Origin of the sequence: Pseudomonas costantinii, assembly GCF_001870435.1 — a bacterium.
Classification (GTDB): Bacteria; Pseudomonadota; Gammaproteobacteria; order Pseudomonadales; family Pseudomonadaceae; genus Aquipseudomonas; species Aquipseudomonas costantinii.
Map to the genome: position 1 here is coordinate 235,910 of NZ_MDDR01000003.1, position 23,404 is coordinate 259,313.

Here is a 23,404-nt window from a genome sequence, read left to right on the forward strand (position 1 = left end):
CGCGGAGCGTCACAGGAGGCGTTACCACGCGGAGCGTGGGAACGATCTTGCAGCGGCATTACCGCGACAAATTGACCCGATAGACAAAAGGCACGGCTCATACCGTGCCTTTTGCGTCGCGCTCTGAGAAAATGCCCGCACTTTTTTTGCGGATGCCGACATGACTGCCCTCAAGAACGACCGTTTCCTTCGTGCCCTGCTCAAGCAACCTGTAGACGTCACGCCCGTGTGGATGATGCGTCAAGCCGGTCGCTACCTGCCGGAATACCGCGCCAGTCGCGCCAACGCCGGCGACTTCATGAGCCTGTGCATGAACCCGGAGTTCGCCTGCGAAGTCACGATGCAGCCGCTGGACCGCTACCCACAACTGGACGCGGCCATCCTCTTCTCCGACATCCTCACCATCCCTGACGCCATGGGCCAAGGCCTGTACTTTGAAACCGGCGAAGGCCCGCGCTTCAAGAAAGTCGTTAGCACCCTGGCCGACATCGAAGCCCTGCCGATCCCCGATCCGCACAAAGACCTCGGCTATGTGATGGACGCCGTGAGCACCATTCGCCGCGAGCTGAACGGCCGCGTGCCGCTGATTGGCTTTTCCGGCAGCCCATGGACCCTGGCCACCTACATGGTCGAAGGTGGCTCGTCGAAAGACTTCCGCAAGACCAAGGCCATGCTCTACGACAACCCGCAAGCCATGCACCTGCTGCTGGACAAGCTGGCGCAGTCGGTCACCTCTTACCTCAACGGCCAGATCATGGCCGGCGCCCAAGCGGTGCAGATTTTCGATACCTGGGGCGGGAACCTGTCGGCGGCGGCATACCAGGAGTTCTCCCTGGCCTACATGCGCAAAATCGTCAGTGGCCTGATCCGCGAACACGAAGGCCGCAAAGTGCCGGTTATCATGTTCACCAAGGGCGGCGGCCTGTGGCTTGAAAGCATTGCCGACGCTGGCGCCGATGCACTGGGCCTGGACTGGACCTGCGATCTGGGTGAAGCCCGTCAACGCGTGGGCAACCGCGTAGCGCTGCAAGGCAACATGGACCCGACCGTGCTGTACGCCAAGCCCGAAGCAATCCGCACCGAAGTCGGCCGCATTCTGGCCAGCTACGGCAAGGGCACCGGGCACGTGTTTAACCTGGGCCATGGCATCACGCCGGAAGTGAACCCGGAACATGCCGGTGCGTTCCTGCGCGCAGTGCATGAGTTGTCGGCGCAGTATCACGAGTGATCGCTGCTCAATAAAAAGCCCGGCCAAATGCCGGGCTTTTTATTGGGGTTAATACAAAACAAATATGGGATCGCGTCAGGCCTTTACTTCTCCCAGTGGCGGCAATTTCGCCAGCTTCAACGCCACCAGCAACGCGCCGATCAGCAGCGCGATGATGAATCCGCCAATCCCGTTCCAGCCTGCAAAGTGCCAGAAGAACCCGCCCGCCGTACCGGCAATGCTCGATCCCACGTAGTAGCAGAACAAGTACAACGACGACGCCTGCCCCTTGGCCTTCACCGCGCGGCGACCGATCCAGCTACTTGCCACCGAGTGGGCGCCGAAGAAACCGAAGGTGAAGATCAGCATGCCGGGCACTACCAGCCACAACGGCGTGAACAGGGTCAGGGCCATGCCGGCGAGCATCAATACGAGGGTGCCCCACAGCACGCGGCGGCGGCCGAGGCGGTCGGCCAGGGAGCCGATCTTGGCCGAACTGTAGATGCCGGTGAGATACACCAGCGAGAGCAGGCCGACCACCGCTTGGCTCAACCCGTACGGTTCTGCCAGCAGGCGATAACCGATGTAGTTGAACATCGTGACGAAGGCGCCCATCAGCAGGAAACCTTCAAGGAACAACCAGGGCAGGCCCGCGTCTTTGAAGTGCATGACAAACCCGTTCAGCAGGTTGCGCGGCTTGAGGCTGGTGGTGCGGAAGTTGCGTGATTCGGGGAGGACTTTCCAGAACACCGTGGCCGCGATCAGGGCCAGGGCGCCGATGATCAGCATCGCGGTGTGCCAACTGACGAAGTCGATCAATACGCCGATGATCAAGCGCCCGCTCATACCGCCAATTGCGTTGCCGCCGATGTACAAGCCCATGGCCAGGCCGATGTGTTGCGGGTGGATCTCTTCGCTCAAGTAGGTCATCGCCACAGCAGCCAGCCCGCTCAGCGACAGGCCCACCAGCGCCCGCATCAGCAGAATGCCTTCCCAGGTCGGCATCAAGCCGCTGGCGATGGTCGCGAGTGCGGCGCAGAACAGTGCCGAAACCATTACCGGCTTGCGTCCCAATCTGTCGGAAATCGGCCCAGTGACCAGCAAGCCCAGGGCAAGCATCGCCGTGGCCACTGACAGGATCAGGCTGCTTTGCGCCGCATTGATGGAAAACTCGTGGGACAGCGCCGGCATCATCGGCTGCACGCAATACAGCAAGGCAAACGTGGCAAACCCGCCGGAGAACAGCGCCAGCACCGTGCGCATGAACATCGGCGTGTCTTTTTCGATGTACTGCTCGTTGAGCTGGGCCACCACCTCATCCAGGGCGGTAGGCGGGACTTCTTGAGCAAATGGCGCGACAGCAGATTTCACGGGGACCTCGGCGAGGGAAAGCCTGCCAGGACTGGCAATGAAAAAAAGAATATAGCTGCCTAATGATTCTTTCCAATATATTGTTCGACCTGTTTGATAGCTTTTACGACCTAATGAGGCTTGCATGGAATTGCGTCATCTGCGGTACTTCATCGCCGTCGCCGAAGAACTGCATTTTGGCCGCGCCGCACAGGTGCTGGGCATCTCGCAACCACCGCTGAGCCAGCAGATCCAGGCGCTGGAGCAGGAGGTGGGCGCGCGCTTGTTTGAGCGTACCAATCGTCGGGTCGAGCTGAGCGAGGCCGGTCGACTGTTCTTGCAAGAGGCGCGATTGGTGCTGGCGCAGGTCGACAAGGCGGCAGATGTGGCCCGACGTGCGCAGTTGGGGGAACTCGGGGAGCTGAAGATTGGCTTCACCTCGTCGGCACCGTTCAACTCCAGCATTCCGCAGGCGATTTTTGCGTTTCGCCAGGCCTTCCCGGCGGTGCACCTGAACTTGCAGGAGATGAGTAGCACTGAGGTGGCAGAGTCGTTGGTGGATGAGTCGATTCAAGTAGGCTTGATGCGCCCGCTGCCGTTGCCGGATTCGCTGAGCGTTATTGAGTTGATGCGTGAGCCCTTGGTCGCGGTGCTGAACGCCGGTCATCCGCTGGTTGAGGGCACCGAGCGTGGCTTGCACCTGGCGCAACTGGCCGACGAGCCGTTTGTATTCTTCCCTCGCACCTACGGCAGTGGTCTCTATGCCCAACTGCTCAACTTGGCTCGTGACGCGGGTTTCAGCCCGCGTTTCGCCCAGGAAGCCGGGGAGGCGATGACCATCATCGGTTTGGTGGCGGCGGGTTTGGGGGTGTCGGTGCTTCCGGCCTCATACCAGCGCATCCGTATCGATGGCGTGGTGTATCGCACCTTGCTGGATCAGGAGGCGGTGACGTCAGTCTGGCTGGTGCAGCGCAAGGGCGCGCAAACGCCGATGGCGAAAGCGTTTGTGGAGTTGCTGACACGTAAGGCGGAGCTGTAGGTATCGTCACATATCAGGTAACGCAACCGGCTTAGTGATTCGCAAGAAACTTGCGCAGAATCGCTTTTTTCAAGCGAGTGATATGGATGGCACTTCTCTACCAGCCCAAGGAGGGCAGCGTGTTGATTTGTGATTTTCGAGGCTATGAAGTCCCGGAAATTATCAAGATCCGGCCCGTCATTGTGATACGCAAGCACCGAACCAATAAGCTGCTGGTGACGGTTGTGCCCTTGAGCACTACCGCTCCGCAGACGGTTTTGGAGCATCATTTACAACTCGACAGTCATCTTCAAGGCGCGAGTCCAATCTGCTGGGCAAAATGCGACATTGTCGCCACCGTCAGCTTGGGCCGACTTGATCGAATCAAAAGTAAGGACCGTCATGGCAAACGAACTTACACAATCGCTGAGCTCACCAATGATCAGTTTCTCGCGATAAAAGCGGCGGTACGCAGTGCGCTAGGGTTGCGATGAGTAATGAGCGGCACATTGCCACGGATTGCAGGGAAGCCGTTTTCAGGCATACTGCCCACGTTCCCGAAAGGGGCTTGTGAGACTCTGAGGATCCTGGGCAACCAGCCATCGCAGAGCCAGGCAGGAAGCGGCGATGACAAGCCAACCTGTTTGTGAAGAGGGCGCCGAAAGGCGCCCTTTGTCGTTTCTGGAGAGCAGCGAGCCTCAATTCTGCTTCGACGTCCCCGTCTGCTCAAACAACTGCGCCGCCGAGCCCGCTTCGTTCACGCCATTGCTGTGCAGCGCGGCCATGATGTCGCGGTCCAGCATGCTTACCCAGCGGTTGTAGTTGCGGTGGATCTTGCCGTCCTTGTAGCCCAGATCGCGGCTGTCGCGGTAGGTGATAGCGTAGCTGTTACGGGTGTAGCGGATGTCGATTGCGGCGTAGTACTGGTTGCGTACGTTGATCTCGGCCTGCACCAATTGCGGGCTCAGGCGCTGCACCGTCCACTCGCGTTTTTGCAGGGCGTTGATGATGACCGTTTTCATTTTTTCTTCGCTGACCTGGGTATCGACCGGCAGCTCATGCTGGGTATTGAGTACCGGTTTGTTGGTGCAACCGGCGGTGGTCAGCAGGGCCAGGGTGATCAGGGTGGCGCGTAGCAAGGAAGACATTCCGTTTTCTCCAATCGATTAAAAATTCAAGACCAGCGGCGGAAGATCAGCGACGTGTTGACGCCGCCAAAGGCAAAGTTGTTGTTCATTACGTAGTCGTGGTGCATCTCGCGGAATTCACCTTGCAGGTAATCCAGCTCGCCGCACTGCGGGTCGACCGAATCCAGGTTGAAGGTGTGCACGTATTGATCGCGGTTCATCATCTCGATGCTGAACCAAGACTCCAACGCCCCGCACGCGCCCAAGGTGTGGCCGAGGAAGCTCTTCTGCGAGCTGATCGGCATGCGGCTGCCAAACAGGCTGCTGGTGGCCAGGGTCTCGGCGATGTCGCCTTGGTCGGTGGCAGTGCCGTGGCCGTTGACGTAGCCGATGGCGGAGGGCTCCAGCCCGGCATCTTCCAGGGCCAGTTCCATCGCGCGACGCATGGTTTTCTGCTCAGGGCGAGTGGTGTGCTGGCCGTCGGCGTTGCTGCCGAAACCGACCAGCTCGGCGTGGATGTGCGCACCGCGCGCCAAGGCGTGCTCCAGTTCTTCAAGCACCAGCATGCCGCCGCCTTCACCGATCACCAGGCCGTCACGAGCACTGTCGTAAGGGCGCGGGCTGGTTTGAGGGGCGTCGTTTTTCAGGCTGGTGGCGTACAGCGCATCGAACACCATGGCTTCGGTGGGGCACAGTTCTTCGGCGCCGCCGGCGAGCATCAAGGGCAGGCGACCGAACTTGATCGCCTCGTAGGCATAGCCGATGCCCTGGCTGCCACTGGTGCAGGCGCTGGACGTGGGGATCAAGCGCCCGGTGAGGCCAAAGAAGATGCTGATATTCGCTGCCGTGGTGTGCGGCATCATCCGTACATAGGAGTTGGCATTCAGCCCCTCGGCCACCGAGTTCAGCAGCATATTGCCGAAGGCCTTGATCTCGTCGGTGCTGCCGGTGGACGAGCCGCAGGCCACGCCCATGCGCCCGTCCTTGATCGATTCGTCACCGAGCAAACCCGCGTCCTTCAGCGCCTGCTCCGCTGCCCACACCGCCAGGCGCGAGACGCGACCCATGCTGCGCAGTTGCTTGCGGGTCCAGTGGGCGGGCACGGCGAAGTCGTCGATAGGCCCGGCCAGGCGGGTGTTCAATTCGGTAAAGCGGTCCCACTCATCCATACGGCGAATGCCGCTGCGGTTGGCGCGAAAGTTGGCCGCGATGCTGTCCCAATCGCTGCCCAGGGAGGTGACGCCGGCCATGCCGGTCACTACGACGCGCTTCATCAGCACAGACCTCCATTCACGGCCAAGACTTGGCGAGTGATATAGCCGGCTTCGGCCGACATCAGGAAGTTCACCGCTGCGGCCACTTCTTCCGGCGTACCTATACGCTGCGCGGGAATCATCTTCATCAGTTCATCCACCGGTACGTTTTCATCGAGCATCGCGGTGTCGATCAGCCCGGGTGCCACGCAGTTGACGGTGATTTTGCGCTTGCCCAACTCAATGGCCAGGGCCTTGGCGGCGCCAATCAAGCCGGCTTTCGAAGCGCTGTAATTGACTTGGCCACGGTTGCCGATCAACCCGGAGACCGAGGTGATGCACACGATGCGCCCGGCAGCGCGACGACGAATCATCGGCATCATCACCGGGTGCAGCACGTTGTAGAAACCGTCGAGGTTGGTGCGCATCACCACATCCCAATCGTCTTCGGACAACGCGGGGAACGCGCCGTCGCGGGTCAGGCCGGCATTGAGCACCACGCCGTAGTAGGCACCATGCAGCTCCACATCGGCTTCCAGGATTTCTTTACAGGTTGCGCGATCCGCCACGTCGAATTGCAGCACCCGCGCCTTACGCCCCAGTGCCTCGATTTCGACCTGCACCGCCTCCGCTTCAGCACGACCACTGCGGCAATGCAGCACGATGTCATGCCCGGCCTGGGCCAGGCGCAGGGCAATGGCGCGGCCGATGCCACGGCTGGAGCCGGTGACCAGTACGGATTCAGTCATGGCGTTTCGTCCTTCGATTCATCTAAATAGTTGGCCGCCTGGGGCGGTCGAAATACGTTCAAGCGGGCGCTGGCCTGGATACCGTCGCCGGTGAGGTGGCATTCGAACACACCCATGCCGTTATCGTCTTCCAGGGAGCGCAGGCCGTGGATGGTCAGCTCGGCGCCTGCCGGGAAGTGCTCCACATTGCACTCGAACTTACGTGTGCCCAACAGGAAACCCAGTTCCACCGCTTCGCCTTTTTGGCGGGCGCGGCAACCGGCGTAGGCGGCGACGCTTTGCGCCATCAACTCAATGCCGACCCAGGCCGGCAGGCTGCCGTCGGGCTGGTTGAACAGGCCGCCGGGCGTGACGGTGACGCGGGTGTGAATCTGCTCTTCATCGAACGACAGCACCTGGTCGATCAGGATCATGTCGCCCGCATGGGGCAGCAGTTCGGCGAGTGGCCAGTTGATCATGGGGCCTCTGCGATTATCAGGCTGACGTTGTTACCACCGAAGGCAAACGAGTTGCTCATCAGGCAGCGTTTTTTCAAGGTGTCGCCGGTGTGCGCCCATTGCAAGGCAGGCAGCGTCGGGTCGGCGTTGCCGTCCCACACATGCGGCGGTACCACACCGTGGGTCAGGCTCAGCCAGCAGAACGCCGCTTCCAACGCACCGGCTGCACCGAGGGTGTGGCCGCTCATGGGTTTGGTCGACGAGCAGGCCACGCCATTCGGAAACAGGCTGGCTACCGCCAGGCTTTCCATGGCGTCGTTATGTTGGGTCGCGGTGCCGTGCAGGTTCAGGTAACCGATTTGTTCAGGCGCAAGTTTTGCGCTGGCCAGGGCCTTGCGCATCGCCAGCAACGCGCCTTTGCCGGTAGGCTCTGGCGCGGAAATATGGTGCGCGTCGCAACTGGCTCCGCTGCCCAACAGGGCAATAGGTGCTGGCTGTTTAGTCATCAGAAACAGCACGGCCGCTTCGCCGATATTGATGCCATTACGGTTCACCGAAAACGGATTGCAGCGCTCGCTCGACACCGCTTCCAGCGAGCTAAACCCATTGAGGGTCAGCTTGCAGAGGCTGTCGACACCGCCGCAGATCACCGCGTCGCACACGCCCAGATCCAGCAGGCGCTGGGCACTCATCAGTGCGCGAGCGCTGGAGGTGCAGGCGGTGGAAATCACATAGGCCGGGCCGCTCAGTTGCAGCCAGTCGGCAAGGAAGTTTGCCGGGGCGCTGAGTTCCTGTTGCTGGTAGTCGTAGTCGCCGGGGAACTGCTTGTCGCGCAGGTAATGCGCGATGCCACGGCTCGCTTCGTCGATACCCGAGGTGCTGGTGCCCAGCACAATGCCGATCCGCGAGGCGCCGTAGGTGTGGATCGCCTGGCGGATCTCATCCTCAATCTGCAGCGCCGCTTCCAGCAGCAACTGGTTGTTGCGGCTGCTTTGCTGGTTCAGTTCCACAGGGATGGTCGCCAGTTCGCCATGTACACCGGCCACCGGCAGCACGCGATCCGGCACCCAGCCGCTTTCGGCGCGCATACCGGAGCAGTCACCGGAAAACAGGCTGCGGCTGACTTCGGCCTGGCCACGGCCCAAGGCGCAAATCACGCCGAGCGCATTCAGATAGGCGGTCATCGGGCAGCACCCAGCGGCGTGATGCGATAGCTCAACGGCTGCCCCGCCATGTTCACGCTGAACACCTCTGAGGACTGATACACGATTTGCCAATGACCCGGCAGGGTGCGTGTGAGGTCCATCGCCTGGGCGTTCGGATACAGCGCAGGCACGTCATCCGCCGAGGTCAGGGCAAACAGCAGCGCGGCAAACAACTCCCGTGCCTGGGGGTTGGGCGGCAACAGTCCATCGGCTTGCCACTCGCCATTGATCAGCTTTTGCCGTGCCTGGGGAATGCCCAACGGGTCCATCATCGACCAGCGAATCCCGCCACCTTCATGCTGGATCACCAGCAACCAGTCCTGGCTCTGGCCGTCCGCCAGGCGCTGCACATGCAGTTGCATCGGCAAGGCCAGGGCCGGGACTTTTTCGGGCAGCGGTGGCTGGCTGGCGCAAGCGCTCAGCAGCAACAGGCAACCCATCAACAGCAAGCGGATCATGGGGCGACGCTCTCCAAGGGTTTACGCGCCACGCAGTTGACCAGGGTTTCTTCGCGCTGGCCCACCGGCGGCGGGTTGCGCAGGCCCCAGCGCTCCAGCAGGCCGAAATCACTGGAACGGCTCCACCACAAGTACGGGTACGAGACATTCTGCGGGCCGAATTCAAAGCCCTGTTCGCGGATCATTTCCAGGTACTCTTCGGCGCTTTTTTGCACGTGCATCGGGTGGCGGAACAGCCAGCGAATCACCCAGGTGTCGATATAGGCTTCAGTTGACTCGGCAAACAGCAAATAGCCGCCCGGCTTGAGTACCCGATAAAATTCTTTGAGTGCGCGATGCTGTTCAACCAGGTGATGGAAGGTTTGGTGGCAGAACAGGATATCGACGCTGGCGTCCGGTACGTTGAGCGTAGCGCAGTCGCTGCCGATCAGTTCGATGGCCAAACCTTGGCGTTCCGCTTCGGCCTTGCTCAGTTCCAGGCTGTGGGGGTCGGCATCCAGGCCGATCAGGCGCTCTGGCGTGAACACTTGCTGCAAATATCGGAACGACTTGCCCTGGCCGCAACCGGCGTCCAGCAATACTGGCGCCACCGGCAGCGGGTCGCTGAACAGGCTGCGCAGGTCGTTGATCGCCACGCGCAACACGTGGTGCTGCCAAGTGTGGCTGCGCAGGAACCAGAAACCGAACTTGGTTTCTTCGACGTAGTTTTTACTCAGGTACTGACTGCTCACACTGCATCCCCTGCACAAATCTCCGACAACATCCGTAGCCGCCGCTTGGGCTCGCTGACAAACGGGTTGCGCTCATCCCAGGCGTAACCCGCGAGGATCGAACAGATCATCCGGCGAATCTCCGGCGAGCTGCCGGGGTGGAAAATCACATCCTGGAAGGTCCCGGCGTACCAGCCTTCGACGTAGCAGCGGAAGGTATCGACGCCGCGCTTCAAAGGTTCGGCAAACTCGGTTTGCCAATCCACCGTTTCGCCCTTTAGCTGGCGATGCAGGAGGCCTGCGGCCATGCTCGCCGAACGCATGGCAATGGTCACGCCGGAGGAGAACACCGGGTCGAGGAATTCCGCCGCGTTGCCCAGCAGCGCAAAGCCTGGGCCGTGCAGGGTTTTGACATTGGCTGCATAGCCGCCGATGGTGCGCGCGGGCGTATCCCAAACGGCGTTTTGTAGCACGCCGGACAGGCTAGGGGTTTCGTCGATAAATCCACGCAGGCAGGCGTCGAGATCGCTGTCGCGGCCATCGAAGTGTTCCTTGGCGGCAACTACGCCCACCGAGCAGCGGCCGTTGCTGAACGGGATCGTCCAGAACCAGATATCGCGCTTCGTCGGGTGGGTCGTTACGAGAATTTTGGTGCGGTCGAAGCCTGAGTGTTCGATGCGGTCTTCGATGTGGGTGAATACCGCCTGGCGCACCGGGAAATTCGACGGCATGTCCAAGTCCAGCAAGCGTGGCAGCACGCGGCCATAGCCGCTGGCGTCGAGCACGAACTTGGCCTTGAGGTGGTACTCGCTGCCGTTCTCTCGGCGTACGTGCAGGTAGCGGCACTCGCCACCCAGATCCACACCGACGATGGTTTCGCCGTAGCGAATGTCCACACCTTGCAACTTGGCCTGATCGGCCAGCAACTTGTCGAATTCGCCGCGCTGCACCTGGAAGGTAGTGGGCTTGCCGTTGCTGAACGTGTCACCGAAATCAAACGCGCTGTAGTGCTCGCCCCAAGCGAACGCGGCACCGGTTTTCACCTGGAAGCCCGCCGCCTGCACGGCGTCGAGCATGCCGGCTTCTTCGATAAAGTCGATGCAGTGGGACAACAGGCTTTCGCCAATCGAGAAGCGTGGGAAATGCTGGCGCTCAATAATCAATACATCATGCCCGTTGCGCTTTAACAGCGCGGCGGCGATGGCACCGGACGGCCCGGCACCGATCACCACCACCTGGCGACGTTCCATTTCAACTGTGGGCACGAGGGCTCCTTGCCACTTTGGCGATAATCTCATTCATAAGGCGTGTTTCTGTTGCCCGGCCCAGGGCGCCAGCATAAAGCTGAATGCCAGGCCCAGGCTGACCGATAAGCCGAAATTACTCACAGCCGGCGTACTCGATACCGCCAGCAGGCCAAACGACAACCAGGTCGTCAGCGCTGCCAGCAGCGTACCCAAAAGACTCACGGCGGCACCGCCGATCTGCTCGCGCATCAAAATCGCGTAATCGACGCTGATGGCCGTGACCAACAGCAGGCCAAACAGGCTGAACAGGGTCAGCGGCTGGCCCAGCCAACCCAGGCTGGCCAGGCTGCACAGTGCGGCGAGCAATGGCAGGGCGACGATACGCAAGGCACCGCCAAAACCGAAGGGCAGGATCAGCAGCAGTACGATCAGCACGCAGGACATCAATTTCAGTTCAGCGGCGCTGATCTGCGTGTCGGCGAATACCCGGTTCAAGTCCCCCAAGCGATCCACCAACTGCACCCCCGGCAAATCCACGGCCTGGACTCGCAGCAGCGCCGGGTTATTCAAGCCTTGCAGGCTGACCATCGCCGCCACGCCGCTGTCCACCGGGCCCAGCCACAGCATGCGCCAAGGCTCGGCCAATGGGCCGATCAGCGCGGCATCGATGTTTTCGATGGGCAGCGCCTGCAAGTGTCCAAGCTCCGCTTGCAGGGCGCTGGCGGGGACGCCGAGGTCCAGCAGCGGCTGCCAGTGTTGCGGCAGCGTGTTCAGCGCATCACGCAGCCGTTGTTGTTCGGCAGGGAGGTTGACGATCTGATTGAGCGCCAGGTAACCCTGAAGCTTGTCCATGTTCACCAATTGGTCCAGGCGTTGGCCCAGGGCGGCTTGGCGTTCCAGCAACTGCTGCTGATTGTCCGCTCGCACCAGGAAGAACTGGCTGGTGGGTTGGAAGCCGGTGATGCGGGCTACGGCCTGCGCCTCTTGCAGCAATTGCGGCGGCGCGCCGATCCATTGGCGAATATCGTTTTTACTGTTCAAGTGCCACAGGCCACCGGCGCAGAACAGCAGTACCAACGCCAGCAGCACCGGGCTCGGCACGCGTTTGATCAACGAAGCACGCACTAGCCACAGGCATTCGGCGATGCGCAGCGGCCACTGCGCCGGGCGCAATTCGATGCCCTTGAGCAGCGCCGGTAACAGGCACACTGCCGACAGGTAGGCACCGACTAAGCCGGCTGCGGAGAACACGGCGATTTGCGTCAGCGCCGGGAAGGGCGTCCACGCCAGCGCCAGGTAGCCGATGCAACTGGTGGCCAGGCTCAGGCTCAGCCCTGGCAGTGTCAGGCGTAGCGCAGGCCAACTGCGCCACGGGTTCATGCTCCAGCTTTTCGACAGATAGTGCAGCGGGTAATCCACCGCCACGCCGATCAGGCTGGAGCCCAGCACCAGTGTCATCACATGCATATGGCCGAACAGCGCCACACAGGCCACCGCGCCAAACAGCATGCCCACCAACACCGGCACAAACGCCAGCAGTACGCGCCAGCGGCGGAAGGCCAACAACAGCAGCAACAGAATGCCAAGGGTGGCGCCGCCACCGACCCAGGTGATTTCCCGCGTGGCCTGCTGCTGACCATTCGCCGCATACAGCAATCCACTGGCCGCGAGCAGTTGTGCGCCTTGCTGGCTGGCTTGCTCACGGCTCGCTTTAAGTAAGTCCGCCACTTGCACCGGCAGTTTCATATCGAAGGCATTGCCGGTAGTACGCGCCCGCAGCAACACCCAGCTCTTGCCGTCGGCGTCGGCGATCAATGCGCCGCTGCCGATATCCAGCTGCACCGACCCGTGCTGCGGCTGGCTGTTTTGGATGCGTCCGGTCAGGCCCAGCCAATCGTCCTGGCTCGGGACCAGGCTGAATCCGGTGAAAGGGTCGAACAGCGACTGCACACGCTGTTGGATGAATGCGTCGGGGTGGTCGATCAGTTGCTCGCGGTCTTTGGCCGACAGCATTGCCAGACGCCCGCGCAGCAGTTGCTCACGCAGTGCCGGCAAGTCGGCTTGCAGGTTCCACTGGACCTTTTCAAAAAGGCCACTGGCCTGCCAGCGCTCGCTCAATTGCTGCGCGATGGACACTGCTTGCTGGCGGTCAGTATGGCCGACCAGCACCAGCATCTCGCGGTTCAGCGGTTCCTGCATGCGCTGCTCGGCTAGCTGCTCCAGAGCGTCCGGCGTGTTGCCCGGCACCAGCTCCATCAGGTTGGCCGACAGCGGTGCACCGTGGCGCCATTGCCAGCCGGCCAGGGCCAGCACGCCTACCAGCAGAATCAGGAACAGGCGCGGCAGCAGGCGCTCACTGGGCAAAGTCGTGTTGCTCCGCGTCACTCAGTGGAAGAGCTGCAGTGCTGTCCTGCATACGCAGCACGGTGCTGTCGCCCTGGGTCTCCAGCAGTTCGATTTTTTGCACCCGCTCGCCACCGTCGATGTTGATCTGGGTGAAGACTTGTTTTAACAGCAGCGAACGCGGGATCAGCGTCAGCTTCCATTGGCTGGCTTCGCCTTGCAGCTGCAATTCGAAATCACGCTGCAAGCCGCTGCTGTCGCCTTGGAGCACGGCGAGGAACAGACGATTCTGCTCGGCACCGGCGCTCTTGTTCGGCAGCAGTTGCCAGCCATTGGCGTCACGGCGGGCGATGCCCTGAGCACTGATGCGGTAGTCCTGTTGCAGCGGGGTTTTCAGCAGCCACAGCAGGCCGTGGTCTTTGGCGAGCACGAAGGTGCCTTTGCTGACCAAGGGTTGGGGCAGGGCACGGAGGTGTTTTTCTTGAATGAAGCTGCCGTGGATCACTGACGGTTTCGCCAATTGATCGCTGAGTTGTTGCAGGTCGAAGGCATGGGCGCTGAGGCTCAGCAATAGGCCCGCCAACAGGAGAAATACTCTCATGCCAAGGCCCTCTCAACCGCTTCCACAAATACTGTCGGCGACGCCAATTGCATCTCACGGCTGGCGACGTCCACCGCTACCTGCACGGTGCTGGCACGGGTCAAGCGCTCGCCGCTGGCAAGGTCGGTAATCAGGTAATTGACCTTCAAGCGGTTCTCCCACTCCACCAAACTGGCGCGCACATTGATCGTCTGGCCAAACATCGCGCCGCGCACGTAGCGCAGCTGCATATCGATCACCGGCCAGGCGTAGCCCGACTCGAGCATCGCCGTGTAGTTGTGGCCGATCTTATCCAGCAGTGCGCAGCGCGCCACTTCCAGGTACTTCACGTAATGCCCGTGCCACACCACGTTCATGGTGTCGACGTCGAAAAATGGCACGAGGATTTCGGTGTCGCTGTGCAGTACGCCCTGGCTACGCATGCAGCCTCCAATGTTGTTCTGCAATGCGCTTCAGGCATAGGCGAAGCTCGCCTTCCAGGGCACGGTCTTCGATGACCGGCGGGAAGTCCTTGGCGAGTTCTGCATGCATGGCGGCCAAGGCCGGCGGTAGGGCGCGCGCATCTTCAGCTTGGGCACGCAGCCAAACACCTTGGTTGGCGGCGAGCAAGGTGGCCGCGGCGACTTGTTCAGTCAGCTCCAGCACGCGGATTGCGTCGCGCGCGGCGATGGTGCCCATGCTCACCTTGTCCTGGTTATGGCACTCGGTGGAGCGCGAGAACACGCTGGCCGGCATCGTGTTTTTCAGTGCTTCGGCGGTCCAGGCGCTGGTACCGATCTGCACCGCCTTGAAGCCGTGGTTGATCATCGCGCGGTCGGCCGGCGCGCCCGACAGGTTACTCGGCAGGCCGTGGTTGTAGCGCACGTCCACCAGCAGCGCGAGTTGACGGTCGAGCAGGTCGGCGACGTTGGCCACCAGGGTCTTGAGGCTGTCCATGGCGAAGGCGATATGGCCGCCGTAGAAGTGGCCGCCGTGCAGCACACGTTCTTCTTCGGCGTCGATGATCGGGTTGTCGTTGGCGCTGTTCAGTTCGATCTCGATGAACGAACGCAGCCAGTTCAGGCTGTCGGCCAGCACGCCGAGGACGTGGGGTGCACAGCGCAGCGAGTAGCGATCCTGCAAGCGATGCAGCGGTGCGGTGGGTGCATCAATCGCCAGGTCTTTGCGCAGCCAGGCGGCGACTTGCATTTGCCCCGGGTGCGGCTTGGCGGCGAACAGGCGCTCGTCGAAGTGTTCCGGGTTGCCTTGCAACGCCACCACGTTCAGCGCGGTGATGCGTGTGGCCAGTTGCAGCAGGTAGTCGGCACGGGCGAACGCCAGGCAGGCCAGGCCGGTCATCACGGCGGTGCCGTTCATCAGCGCCAGGGCTTCCTTTGGGCGCAAAACCAGCGGGTCCCAGCCCAGCTCACGGTGCACGTCGGCGGCCTGGCGACGCTCGCCACGGAACATCACTTCACGCTCGCCGGACAAGGTCGCGGCCACATAGGACAGCGGGGTCAGATCGCCGCTGGCGCCCACCGAGCCCTCTTCCGGGATCAACGGTAGAACGTCGTGTTCGAGAAACGCATGCAGGCGCTCCAGCAACTCAACGCGCACGCCGGACACGCCGTGGCACAGCGACTGCAAACGCGCCGCCAGTACCGCGCGGGTGGCTTGTGCATCGAGCAACTTGCCCAGGCCGCAACCGTGGAACGTGTAGAGGTGACGCGGCAACGCTTCGACGTGTTGCAACGGCACCGCCACCACGCACGAGTCGCCGTAGCCGGTGGTCACGCCGTAGATCACGCCTTCCTTGTCCAGCAGCGAGTCGAGGAACTGCGCGCCTTTGGCAATGCGCTGGCGATACGCCGCGTCATCTTGCAACTGCGTGGGCGCCTGACGGTTGGCCAGGGCCAGCACGTCTTCAATGCGCAATGGGCGTTCGCCAAAGGTTACCGGCTCAAGATGCGTCGTCATCGGTCTTCCAGAAAGGGTAAAAGTTGAACCATTGTTGGGGCGCTTCCAGGCAGAACTGGCCCAGGCGCGCGGCGTAGCATGCGGTCCACTGGGCGATCACCTGCTCGCGGGTGCTGCGCTTCCATTCGATCAATTGGGCGAACGGCTCGATGCTCAGGCGATAGCGGCCGTTGTGTTTCAGGCACATCAGCAGGTTGACCGGGCATTTGAGCAGGCCGGCCAGCAGCCACGGGCCTTGGGGGAAGGCGGCGTCAACGCCGAGGAAATCCACGCGCACCGTGCGCCCGCCATGCAGCGGCACGCGGTCGCCGGCGATGGCCAGCCACTCGCCCTCGTCCAGGCGCTGGCTGAGCAGCAGCATGGTGGCCGGGTCCAACTCGCTGACTTGAATCAGGCGCAGATGGGTGGCCCCGGCCTCGCCCAGCAGGCGGTTGAATTGTTCGGCGTGCTTGGTGTGCACCAGCACGTTCATGGTGACTTGTTCACCGATCTCCGCGAGCGCTCGGCACACTTCCAGGTTGCCCAGGTGCGCACCCACCAGCATCTGCCCACGTTCGCCGCGCAGTTGCCCGCGCAATTGCGCGGGGTCGTTGATTTCGATTTGCTCGATGCGCAGCTTGCCGTTCCACACGTCGAGCTTGTCGAGCAAGGCGTCGGCGAAGGCCATGAATTGGCCGAAGACTCTTCTGTGGGTAGGGCGCAGCTCATCGCGACCGCTCCATTGCGCGAGGCGCTGCTGGTATTCCCAGGCGCTCTGGCGCGCGGTGCGGCCGAACAGGAAAAAGTACAGAACGATGCCGTACAGCACCGGGCTCAGCAGTCGACGGCCGAGCACCTTGGCGGCGACGGCGGTGAGTTTCATCAGCCAGAAACTGCCGCGCTCCTCGCGGTCGGCCCAGTGCTTGGTGCTGTCGCTCATGCCTGCCACCGTCGCCACAGAATCATCGGCGCGCGCACCAACATGCCGAAGAACAGGCGGGTGTGCATGACGGAGATGCGCACGTTGTCGCGGAACAGGCGGAAATGCGACAGGCCGTCGGCGGGGTAATGCACCTTCGTCGGCAGCCAGCGCATCGGTTGGTTGCGCCAGGCCAGGCGCACCAGGATGTCCGAGTCGAAATCCATGTGCGTGCCGATGTAGGCCGAGTCCATCAGCGCCAGCGTGGGCGCGAGCGGGTACACGCGAAAGCCACACATAGAGTCGCGAATCTGCAGCGACAAGGTGTTGATCCATACCCACACGTGGGTCAGGTAGCGCGCGTACAAACGGCCCTTGGGTACACTCTCATCGTATTCGGGGTAGCCGCAGATGATGGCGGTTGGATGGGTGCGCGAGGCATCGATAAAGGCTTCGACTTCGCGCAGGTCATGCTGGCCGTCAGCGTCCACTTGCAACGCGTGGGTAAAGCCCTGGCGCGCGGCTTCGCGGAAACCGGCCATGACCGCGCTGCCCTTGCCTTGGTTGTTTGGCAACGTCAGCAAGGTGACGTTTTCAAGCGTCGCCAATTGTGCGAGTACCGCTGCGCAAGCCGGGCTGCTGCCATCGTCCACCAACAGGCACGGCAGGCCGCTGTTCAACAGGCTGTGAACCACGGCCGGCACGGCGGCTTCATGGTTATAGACCGGAATCAGTGCGCAGGGGTTATGCATGGGCGGCTACCAGTTGAATTCGACCACTGGAGCAAGCTGCAACGCCGTTGCGGTAGGCGAAGTACAGCTTGCTGCGTTCCTGGTCGAAGCGCAGGTGCAGCTCGATTTTGTCGCCGGGGCGCACCAGTTGCTGAAACTTGAGCACTTCCATGCCGGCAAAGGTCGCCGGCAAATCGAGCAGTTGTTGGCCCAGGTTGAACGCCCATTCCACCTGAACCACGCCCGGAAGTACCGGCGTTGCCGGGAAGTGGCCGCTGAAATAGGCCAGGTCCGGCGGGATACTCAGTTGCAAGGTCCATTCACCGTCGGCTTCGACCTGCTCCAGCACTTCCGGCGTTTTCGGCCGGGGCGCGAGCAACAGTGCGGCGACATCGGCCTGGGGCAGTTTGCCTTGGGCATTCAGTGGCAACTGGCGCAGCAAACGCCAGCGGCGGGGCAGGGCCAGGGCTTCGCAGTGTTGGCTCAGGTGTTGGCGCAGGGTTTGAGTGACGGCGCGGCGGCCCTGGTTGCGCAAGGCATGCAGGCCGTCGGCACTGAGCACTACCAGCGCGCCGAGGGAAGCGCGGTTTTCCTGCACCACGCCCAGGCGGGTTTCGGTGACCCACGGGTGGGCCATCAGCGCCTGTTCCAGCATCGGCAGGGAGATGCGTTTTTCTTCCAGTTTGACGATGCGGTCCAGGCGACCGAGCAGTTCGAAGCGCCCATCGGCGTGGATGCGCGCAGCGTCAGCGGTCTGTTCGATATGCCCGTCGGGCAGGTAGGGCGAAGCAATGCGCAGGGCGCCGTCGGCGTCCTGGCTCAGTTGAACGTCAGCAAAAGGCTGCCAGGGTTGTGCACCTTGGCGCCAGGCGATGCCGCCGGTTTCCGAGCTGCCGAGGATTTCCGTCGGCCATTGTTGCAAGCGATCATAAAGCTCACCTGCGGCCTCGATAGGCAAGGCGCCGCCAGACGAGAACACCCGCGCCACTTTGCTCAGCGCAGGCCAATCGAGGTTATCGCCCATGCGCTTGAGCAGCGCGGGGCTGGCGACCCAGGCGAACTGCGGGTGTTCGCGACTGGCGCGTTGTAAATCTTCAGGGAAGGCCAACTGTTGGCGCACAAAGGTGCGACCGGCGCATAACGGCCACAGCACGCGGAACAGCAAGCCGTAGATATGCTGTGTGGCGACGCTGCCGATGATGCAGGCGCCCTTGAGGTCCGCGCCCCACAGGGCTTCCAGGGCCTCAACTTCGTTGGCCAGTTGGCGCAGGGTCTTGTCGATACGCTTGGGCTCGCCGCTGGAGCCGGAGGTGCACAGGCTCAGTTGGCAAGTGTCCAGATCGAGTTCGGCAGGGCTCAAAGGTGCCTGATACAGCGCGTCGAGGTCAGTGGCCTCGATCAGCCATGCGTCAACGGCATCATCCCAGCGCTGTCGGGTCTGAGGCTGCAAGTCGGCGGGCAGCAACACGCTGACCCCGGCCCGCCAAGCGCCTAGCAAGGCAATGGCCAGCAAGCCGGCATCTTCCAGATGCACCGCCAAACGCTGGATGCCACGTGCTTGCAGGCCTGCGGCCAGGCTCAGGGAGTGCGCCCACAGTTGAGCGTGATTCATCGCAGGCTCGGTGGTGACCAAACGCTGTTCCAGCGGCTCAAGCAACACGTGCTCAAGTTTCAACCCATTCATACGCGGCCTCGAACCCTTTGTCGTACCAGCCATTCCACGGCAAACAACAGCCCCATCAGCCCGTAGGCGATCAGGCCGTTGTACAACGTCCACCAGCTCAGCGGCGCCCACAGGGTGAGAGCGGCGGCGAGCAGGCCATTACATAGAAAAAACGCGCTCCACACCACGGTGACCTGGCGCGTATACACAATCGCGTGCGGTGGCAGTACCGGGTCGGTCATGCGCGCCAGGCGCTCGACCATCGGCGGGCCGTATTTCAGGCTCAAACCGAACAGCGCCAGCATGAAGGCGCTGACCAGGCTTGGGTACCAACGCAGCAGGTGCGGGTTATCGAACCATGCCAGCACCAAGCAGAACACGATCACCGCCACGGCCATCCAGCGGCTGCCGGGGCGACGTGCACCCGTCAGCGCACGCATCAGCCACAGGCTGCCCAGCAGCAGGCCGAATTGCCACGGTGCAAAGTGTTCGGTGCCGTAATACACCGCGAAGGGGTACAGCAGCCCCGCCAACAACAGGCCAAGGCCGATCAGCCGACTCATGCGGCGGGCGTGACCAGACGGTACACCGCCTCAACCACGTCGTTTACGGTACGCACCGCCTTGAACTCTTCGGCGGCGATCTTCTTGCCGGTCTGGCGCTTGATATGGTCGATCAGGTCCACGGCATCAATGCTGTCGATTTCCAGGTCCTGATACAGATTGGCATCGAGGGTGACACGCTCCGGGGGGAGTTCAAACAGTTCCACCAAGGCATCGCGCAGGGTGTTGAAAATATCGTCACGAGTTTGCATGGTCCGGTCTCAAGCTGCCTGTCTGGCCGTGACAAACGCCGCAAGGCTGGCCACGTTGGTGAAGTGATTGCGGGTGTCCTTGGCGTCGGCATCGATCTTGATGCCGTACTTTTTCTGGATCGCCAGGCCCAATTCCAGGGCGTCTACCGAATCCAGGCCCAGGCCTTCGCCGAACAGGGTTTGGTCGCTACCGATGTCGTCGACGCTGATGTCTTCCAGGCCCAGGGCCTCGATGATCAGCGTCTTTATGTCGTGCTCAAGGCGGTGTCTGTCGCTCATCTTCGGCGAGCTCCTTAATAAAATAGTGGTGCAGGTAATCGTTGAGCTTGCGTGAAGCCTGGGGCGCGGGCCCGAGTGCGGCAAACGCCTGTGGTTCTATATCGGCACCCACCCGCAAACTGAAGTGCACGCGGCATTTTGGGATGCGATACCAGGGTTCGGCCTTGGTCAGGGTGGTGGGGCTGACCTTGATCACCACGGGGGTGATGATTGTCGCACCGCGCAGCGCGATGGCGGCGCCTCCGCGATGAAAGGCAGGCGCTGCGCCGGGTGGGGTGCGGGTGCCTTCGGGGAAAATGATCAGGGTTTGGCCTTCGCGCAGGGCCGCGGCGGCGGCATCGAGCATTTCGGCGCTGCCATCGTTGCTGATGTAGCCGGCTTCACGCACCGGGCCACGGGTGAAGGGGTTTTGCCACAGGCTCTGCTTAACTACGCAGTTGGCCTGGCGCGCCAGGCCGATCAGGAACACCACGTCGATCAGCGACGGGTGGTTGGCGATGATCATCTGGCCCGGACGACCAAGCTTTTCGGCGCCTTCGACGCTGTAAGTCAACACGCCGGCGCGTTGCATCAGGCGAACAAAGCACCAGAACAGCCAACTGATGGTGTGGCGGGCGCGGCGCTGGTGCTTTTCAGCGCTGCCTGGCAGGCAACCGAGCAATGGAAACACTAGTAAACGCAGGCACAGTCCGCCCACGCCGAATAGGAAGAAGCTCGCGGCGGTGGCGAACAGGCGCCAGTAATAGGCGTCCCGTGGCTTGTCGGTCAGGGCTTGCGTTGCCAGTTCCATACGCGGTTCTTCCAGGCATGTTGGCAGGCGGCCTGTTCAGTGAGCAGGGTGCGCAGCAGGTTCAGGGCGTGAGGCCACTGGGTTTGAGTGGGTTGGACAGCGCCGGTTGTGAGTTCCAGTTGCCACTCGTCGCCCGGTGTCAGCAGCAGGCCAAGGGCATAGGGGAACGGTACATCGTGGATCCAGCTGGCATAGGTCTCGGGTGGCTGTTCTTCGGTGATCACCAGTAATACCGCCGGAGCACCTTCGTTAAGCAGTGCGGCGGCTTCAAGCATGCCGTGCTCCAGGCCATCACCGGCGGCCGCGAGGGCGGTCATTTCACTGGTTTCATTGCGCAGGATCGACCACAGGCCAATCACCGCGTTATGCACCGACAGGCTGAACTGGGTGGGCGACAGCGGTTGGTCGTTGGCCAGGTCGCTGAGGATATCGAGGGTGCGCGGGGTCTCACCGTGCCGGGAAATAAACACCAGCGGCAGGTCTTCCAGCCCCTCGGCCAGCGGCCAGCCCACGCTGAACGCCATGCGCGCCAGGCGGCTCAGGCGCCGGCGCTGCATGGCCGGCAGGAATGACACGTCGGGAGAGGCGTCGCTGGCAGGCAGCACCACCGGGGCTCGGCACCAGGCATGCCAGTCGTCCGCGCTGTCAAGGCCAGGCGCCCACGCACGCCATTGGGCGATGTTGAAAGTGATCACTGAGAAGTTATCCCGCCCCTGCGGGCTTCCATGTGCGGTCGTTGGCCCCGAATACCGGGACAGGGAACAATGGCCGAATGGCGCGCATTATCCCGGTGCTGTGGGGTTCTAGCAAACTTTGGTAAAGAATTGTTCACGGCTGATTACAAATAGATGGTGAAGATTTACAGATTGTCCTTTACCGGAGGGTGGGTTGGATTGTCGGACTCTTCCTTTTAATTTGTCGGGTTCGGATCGCCGTCGGTGCGCAGAGTGCCTGTGATGCAGCAGTGCATGGATGAACGAGGTAGCTAACAGGCGCTTTTGCCCTCTACACTCGGACATTCATTGATACACGGAGGTTTTTCCATGCGGCGTGTGGTGTTCAATCAGAAAGGCGGCGTTGGCAAGTCCAGCATTGCCTGCAACCTGGCGGCGGTCAGTGCCAGTGAAGGCTATCGAACCCTGTTGGTGGACCTCGATGCACAGGCCAACTCAACCCAGTACCTCACCGGGCTGACCGGCAACGATATCCCCATGGGGATCGCAGATTTTTTCAAGCAAACCCTGTCTTCCGGGCCGTTTTCCAAGAAAAACCAGGTGGATATCTACGAAACCCCGTTCGACAACCTGCACGTGATCACCGCTACCGCAGAACTGGCAGACCTGCAGCCCAAACTTGAGGCCAAGCACAAGATCAACAAGCTGCGAAAGCTGCTGGATGAGCTGAGCGAAGATTACGATCGGATCTACCTGGATACGCCGCCGGCGCTGAATTTTTACGCGGTTTCAGCGCTGATTGCCGCTGATCGAGTGCTGATCCCTTTCGACTGCGACAGCTTCTCTCGTCAGGCCCTGTACGGCCTGCTGGCTGAAATTGAAGAGTTGAAGGAAGACCACAACGAAGGCCTCGAAGTGGAAGGCATCGTGGTCAACCAGTTCCAGGCTCGGGCGAGCCTGCCGCAGCAAATGCTTGATGAATTGATTGCTGAAGGCCTGCCGGTGCTGCCGGTGTACCTGGCCAGTTCCGTGCGCATGCGCGAGTCGCACCAGGAGAGCAAGCCGCTGATCCACCTGGACCCTCGGCATAAGCTGACACAGCAGTTTGTGGAGTTGCATAACCTGCTGGAAAACGCCTGATGCACTGATCGTTCCCGCGCTCTGCGTGGGAATGCCGCCTGGGGCGCTCCGCGTCCCGCCTGACGCCGCACACCTTAAGATCTGCGCATGGGTGACGCAGAGCGTCACGGTATGCATTCCCACGCAGAGCGTAGGAACGATCTGGCAAGAAGGGTGTGGCCTTTATCGTTGCCTACAGGTAAGCCAGAGTCGCCCGGCTTGTGCGTCTGGATGGGCATTTCTAAGGTTCTTCGGTCACTGAACATAGAATCTCCCGCATTTGACCGTGTTTACACGCCCTGGCTACGCAGCCAACTCATCAATTGCGGCAGCGCAAACGCCCCGCTTTGGCGCGCCACTTCGCGGCCGTTCTTGAACAGGATCAAACTGGGAATCGAGCGAATCCCCAGCTGCGCCGACAACTGCTGGTTGGCTTCGCTGTCGAGCTTGGCTAGCCGGCACTTACCTTCTAACTGTCCAGCCGCCTGCTCGAACACTGGCGCGAACGACTTGCACGGCCCGCACCAATCGGCCCACACATCCACCAGCAACGGCAGGTCGCCCTTGATCTGGCTGGCGTAGTCGCCTTGTTTCAGCTCAAAAGGCTTGTTCAATAAAACTGGTTGTTTGCAGCGCCCACATTTCGGCGCATCGCCCAGGCGCTCGCCGGGGATGCGGTTGAGGCCGTTGCAATGCGGGCAGGGGATTACAAAAGGTTCGGACATGGAGGGCTCCTCTGATGTGGCCAATGGAGTGTATTTGGAGCCGGATACTG

General features: G+C 61.7%; 26 protein-coding genes. 4 read left to right on the forward strand and 22 right to left on the reverse strand.

Annotation, left to right across the window (positions count from 1 at the left end; translation table 11 throughout):
• The first annotated feature begins 160 nt into the window (after positions 1-160).
• A complete protein-coding gene (hemE, locus tag BFL40_RS01135) occupies positions 161-1,228 on the forward strand; it encodes a uroporphyrinogen decarboxylase (protein ID WP_071482671.1) in 1,068 nt (355 codons plus the stop codon).
• Between the two features lie 75 nt (positions 1,229-1,303).
• Here hemE and BFL40_RS01140 read toward each other — a convergent pair whose 3' ends face one another.
• Complete coding sequence (locus BFL40_RS01140; protein ID WP_408003980.1) at positions 1,304-2,530, reverse strand: MFS transporter; 1,227 nt, start codon at positions 2,528-2,530, stop codon at positions 1,304-1,306.
• A gap of 172 nt (positions 2,531-2,702) precedes the next feature.
• Between BFL40_RS01140 and BFL40_RS01145 the strand changes: the two genes are divergently transcribed.
• Both BFL40_RS01145 and BFL40_RS01150 read left to right on the forward strand, forming a co-directional pair.
• Positions 2,703-3,596 (forward strand): LysR family transcriptional regulator, encoded by an 894-nt coding sequence (locus BFL40_RS01145; RefSeq protein WP_071482673.1) that lies wholly within the window; start codon positions 2,703-2,705, stop codon positions 3,594-3,596.
• An 86-nt stretch (positions 3,597-3,682) separates the two neighbouring features.
• Positions 3,683-4,069: a type II toxin-antitoxin system PemK/MazF family toxin gene (locus tag BFL40_RS01150; RefSeq protein WP_071482674.1), complete on the forward strand. Its 387-nt coding sequence runs from the start codon at positions 3,683-3,685 to the stop codon at positions 4,067-4,069.
• A 204-nt stretch (positions 4,070-4,273) separates the two neighbouring features.
• Here the strand turns inward: BFL40_RS01150 and BFL40_RS01155 are convergent, their stop codons facing one another.
• From BFL40_RS01155 to BFL40_RS01250, 20 genes are read right to left on the reverse strand one after another with little or no spacing between them, the layout of a single operon-like run.
• The gene (locus BFL40_RS01155) at positions 4,274-4,723 is read right to left on the reverse strand and encodes a hypothetical protein (RefSeq protein WP_071482675.1); all 450 of its coding nucleotides are present in this window, start codon (positions 4,721-4,723) and stop codon (positions 4,274-4,276) included.
• Between the two features lie 26 nt (positions 4,724-4,749).
• Positions 4,750-5,976: a beta-ketoacyl-ACP synthase gene (locus tag BFL40_RS01160; RefSeq protein ID WP_071482676.1), complete on the reverse strand. Its 1,227-nt coding sequence runs from the start codon at positions 5,974-5,976 to the stop codon at positions 4,750-4,752.
• Positions 5,976-6,704 (reverse strand): 3-oxoacyl-ACP reductase FabG, encoded by a 729-nt coding sequence (fabG, locus tag BFL40_RS01165; protein WP_071482677.1) that lies wholly within the window; start codon positions 6,702-6,704, stop codon positions 5,976-5,978. Before fabG ends, BFL40_RS01160 begins: the two co-directional genes overlap by 1 nt.
• A complete protein-coding gene (locus BFL40_RS01170) occupies positions 6,701-7,162 on the reverse strand; it encodes a hotdog family protein (protein ID WP_071482678.1) in 462 nt (153 codons plus the stop codon). The genes fabG and BFL40_RS01170 overlap by 4 nt, the downstream gene beginning before the upstream one ends.
• Entirely contained in the window at positions 7,159-8,325 is a 1,167-nt protein-coding gene (locus BFL40_RS01175; RefSeq protein WP_071482679.1) for a beta-ketoacyl-[acyl-carrier-protein] synthase family protein, read from the reverse strand. The genes BFL40_RS01170 and BFL40_RS01175 overlap by 4 nt, the downstream gene beginning before the upstream one ends.
• Positions 8,322-8,804, reverse strand: a complete 483-nt coding sequence (locus BFL40_RS01180; protein ID WP_071482680.1) for a hypothetical protein — start codon at positions 8,802-8,804, stop codon at positions 8,322-8,324. The genes BFL40_RS01175 and BFL40_RS01180 overlap by 4 nt, the downstream gene beginning before the upstream one ends.
• Complete coding sequence (locus BFL40_RS01185; RefSeq protein WP_071482681.1) at positions 8,801-9,535, reverse strand: class I SAM-dependent methyltransferase; 735 nt, start codon at positions 9,533-9,535, stop codon at positions 8,801-8,803. The genes BFL40_RS01180 and BFL40_RS01185 overlap by 4 nt, the downstream gene beginning before the upstream one ends.
• On the reverse strand, positions 9,532-10,779 hold the full coding sequence (locus BFL40_RS01190) for an NAD(P)/FAD-dependent oxidoreductase (protein ID WP_074851667.1): 1,248 nt from the start codon (positions 10,777-10,779) through the stop codon (positions 9,532-9,534). The genes BFL40_RS01185 and BFL40_RS01190 overlap by 4 nt, the downstream gene beginning before the upstream one ends.
• A 33-nt stretch (positions 10,780-10,812) precedes the next feature.
• A complete protein-coding gene (locus tag BFL40_RS01195; protein WP_071482683.1) occupies positions 10,813-13,125 on the reverse strand; it encodes an MMPL family transporter in 2,313 nt (770 codons plus the stop codon).
• A complete protein-coding gene (locus BFL40_RS01200) occupies positions 13,115-13,705 on the reverse strand; it encodes an outer membrane lipoprotein carrier protein LolA (RefSeq protein ID WP_071482684.1) in 591 nt (196 codons plus the stop codon). The genes BFL40_RS01195 and BFL40_RS01200 overlap by 11 nt, the downstream gene beginning before the upstream one ends.
• Positions 13,702-14,127 (reverse strand): acyl-CoA thioesterase, encoded by a 426-nt coding sequence (locus tag BFL40_RS01205; protein ID WP_071482685.1) that lies wholly within the window; start codon positions 14,125-14,127, stop codon positions 13,702-13,704. The genes BFL40_RS01200 and BFL40_RS01205 overlap by 4 nt, the downstream gene beginning before the upstream one ends.
• Positions 14,120-15,661, reverse strand: coding sequence for an HAL/PAL/TAL family ammonia-lyase (locus BFL40_RS01210; protein ID WP_071482686.1), 1,542 nt, complete (start codon positions 15,659-15,661; stop codon positions 14,120-14,122). Before BFL40_RS01210 ends, BFL40_RS01205 begins: the two co-directional genes overlap by 8 nt.
• Complete coding sequence (locus BFL40_RS01215) at positions 15,645-16,580, reverse strand: lysophospholipid acyltransferase family protein (RefSeq protein ID WP_071482687.1); 936 nt, start codon at positions 16,578-16,580, stop codon at positions 15,645-15,647. Before BFL40_RS01215 ends, BFL40_RS01210 begins: the two co-directional genes overlap by 17 nt.
• On the reverse strand, positions 16,577-17,311 hold the full coding sequence (locus tag BFL40_RS01220; RefSeq protein ID WP_071482688.1) for a glycosyltransferase family 2 protein: 735 nt from the start codon (positions 17,309-17,311) through the stop codon (positions 16,577-16,579). The genes BFL40_RS01215 and BFL40_RS01220 overlap by 4 nt, the downstream gene beginning before the upstream one ends.
• Complete coding sequence (locus tag BFL40_RS01225; protein ID WP_071482689.1) at positions 17,304-18,974, reverse strand: acyl-CoA synthetase family protein; 1,671 nt, start codon at positions 18,972-18,974, stop codon at positions 17,304-17,306. The genes BFL40_RS01220 and BFL40_RS01225 overlap by 8 nt, the downstream gene beginning before the upstream one ends.
• Entirely contained in the window at positions 18,971-19,516 is a 546-nt protein-coding gene (locus tag BFL40_RS01230) for a COG4648 family protein (protein ID WP_071482690.1), read from the reverse strand. The genes BFL40_RS01225 and BFL40_RS01230 overlap by 4 nt, the downstream gene beginning before the upstream one ends.
• A complete protein-coding gene (locus BFL40_RS01235; RefSeq protein ID WP_016979215.1) occupies positions 19,513-19,767 on the reverse strand; it encodes an acyl carrier protein in 255 nt (84 codons plus the stop codon). Before BFL40_RS01235 ends, BFL40_RS01230 begins: the two co-directional genes overlap by 4 nt.
• 9 nt (positions 19,768-19,776) lie before the next feature.
• The gene (locus BFL40_RS01240) at positions 19,777-20,046 is read right to left on the reverse strand and encodes a phosphopantetheine-binding protein (protein WP_071482691.1); all 270 of its coding nucleotides are present in this window, start codon (positions 20,044-20,046) and stop codon (positions 19,777-19,779) included.
• Positions 20,024-20,836, reverse strand: coding sequence for a lysophospholipid acyltransferase family protein (locus tag BFL40_RS01245; RefSeq protein ID WP_071482692.1), 813 nt, complete (start codon positions 20,834-20,836; stop codon positions 20,024-20,026). Before BFL40_RS01245 ends, BFL40_RS01240 begins: the two co-directional genes overlap by 23 nt.
• The gene (locus BFL40_RS01250) at positions 20,812-21,531 is read right to left on the reverse strand and encodes a beta-ketoacyl synthase chain length factor (protein WP_071482693.1); all 720 of its coding nucleotides are present in this window, start codon (positions 21,529-21,531) and stop codon (positions 20,812-20,814) included. The genes BFL40_RS01245 and BFL40_RS01250 overlap by 25 nt, the downstream gene beginning before the upstream one ends.
• Positions 21,532-21,879: 348 nt before the next feature.
• Between BFL40_RS01250 and BFL40_RS01255 the strand changes: the two genes are divergently transcribed.
• A complete protein-coding gene (locus BFL40_RS01255; protein ID WP_071482694.1) occupies positions 21,880-22,650 on the forward strand; it encodes a ParA family protein in 771 nt (256 codons plus the stop codon).
• Between the two features lie 269 nt (positions 22,651-22,919).
• Here BFL40_RS01255 and trxC read toward each other — a convergent pair whose 3' ends face one another.
• Entirely contained in the window at positions 22,920-23,354 is a 435-nt protein-coding gene (gene trxC, locus BFL40_RS01260) for a thioredoxin TrxC (protein ID WP_071482695.1), read from the reverse strand.
• Between the last annotated feature and the right edge of the window lie 50 nt (positions 23,355-23,404).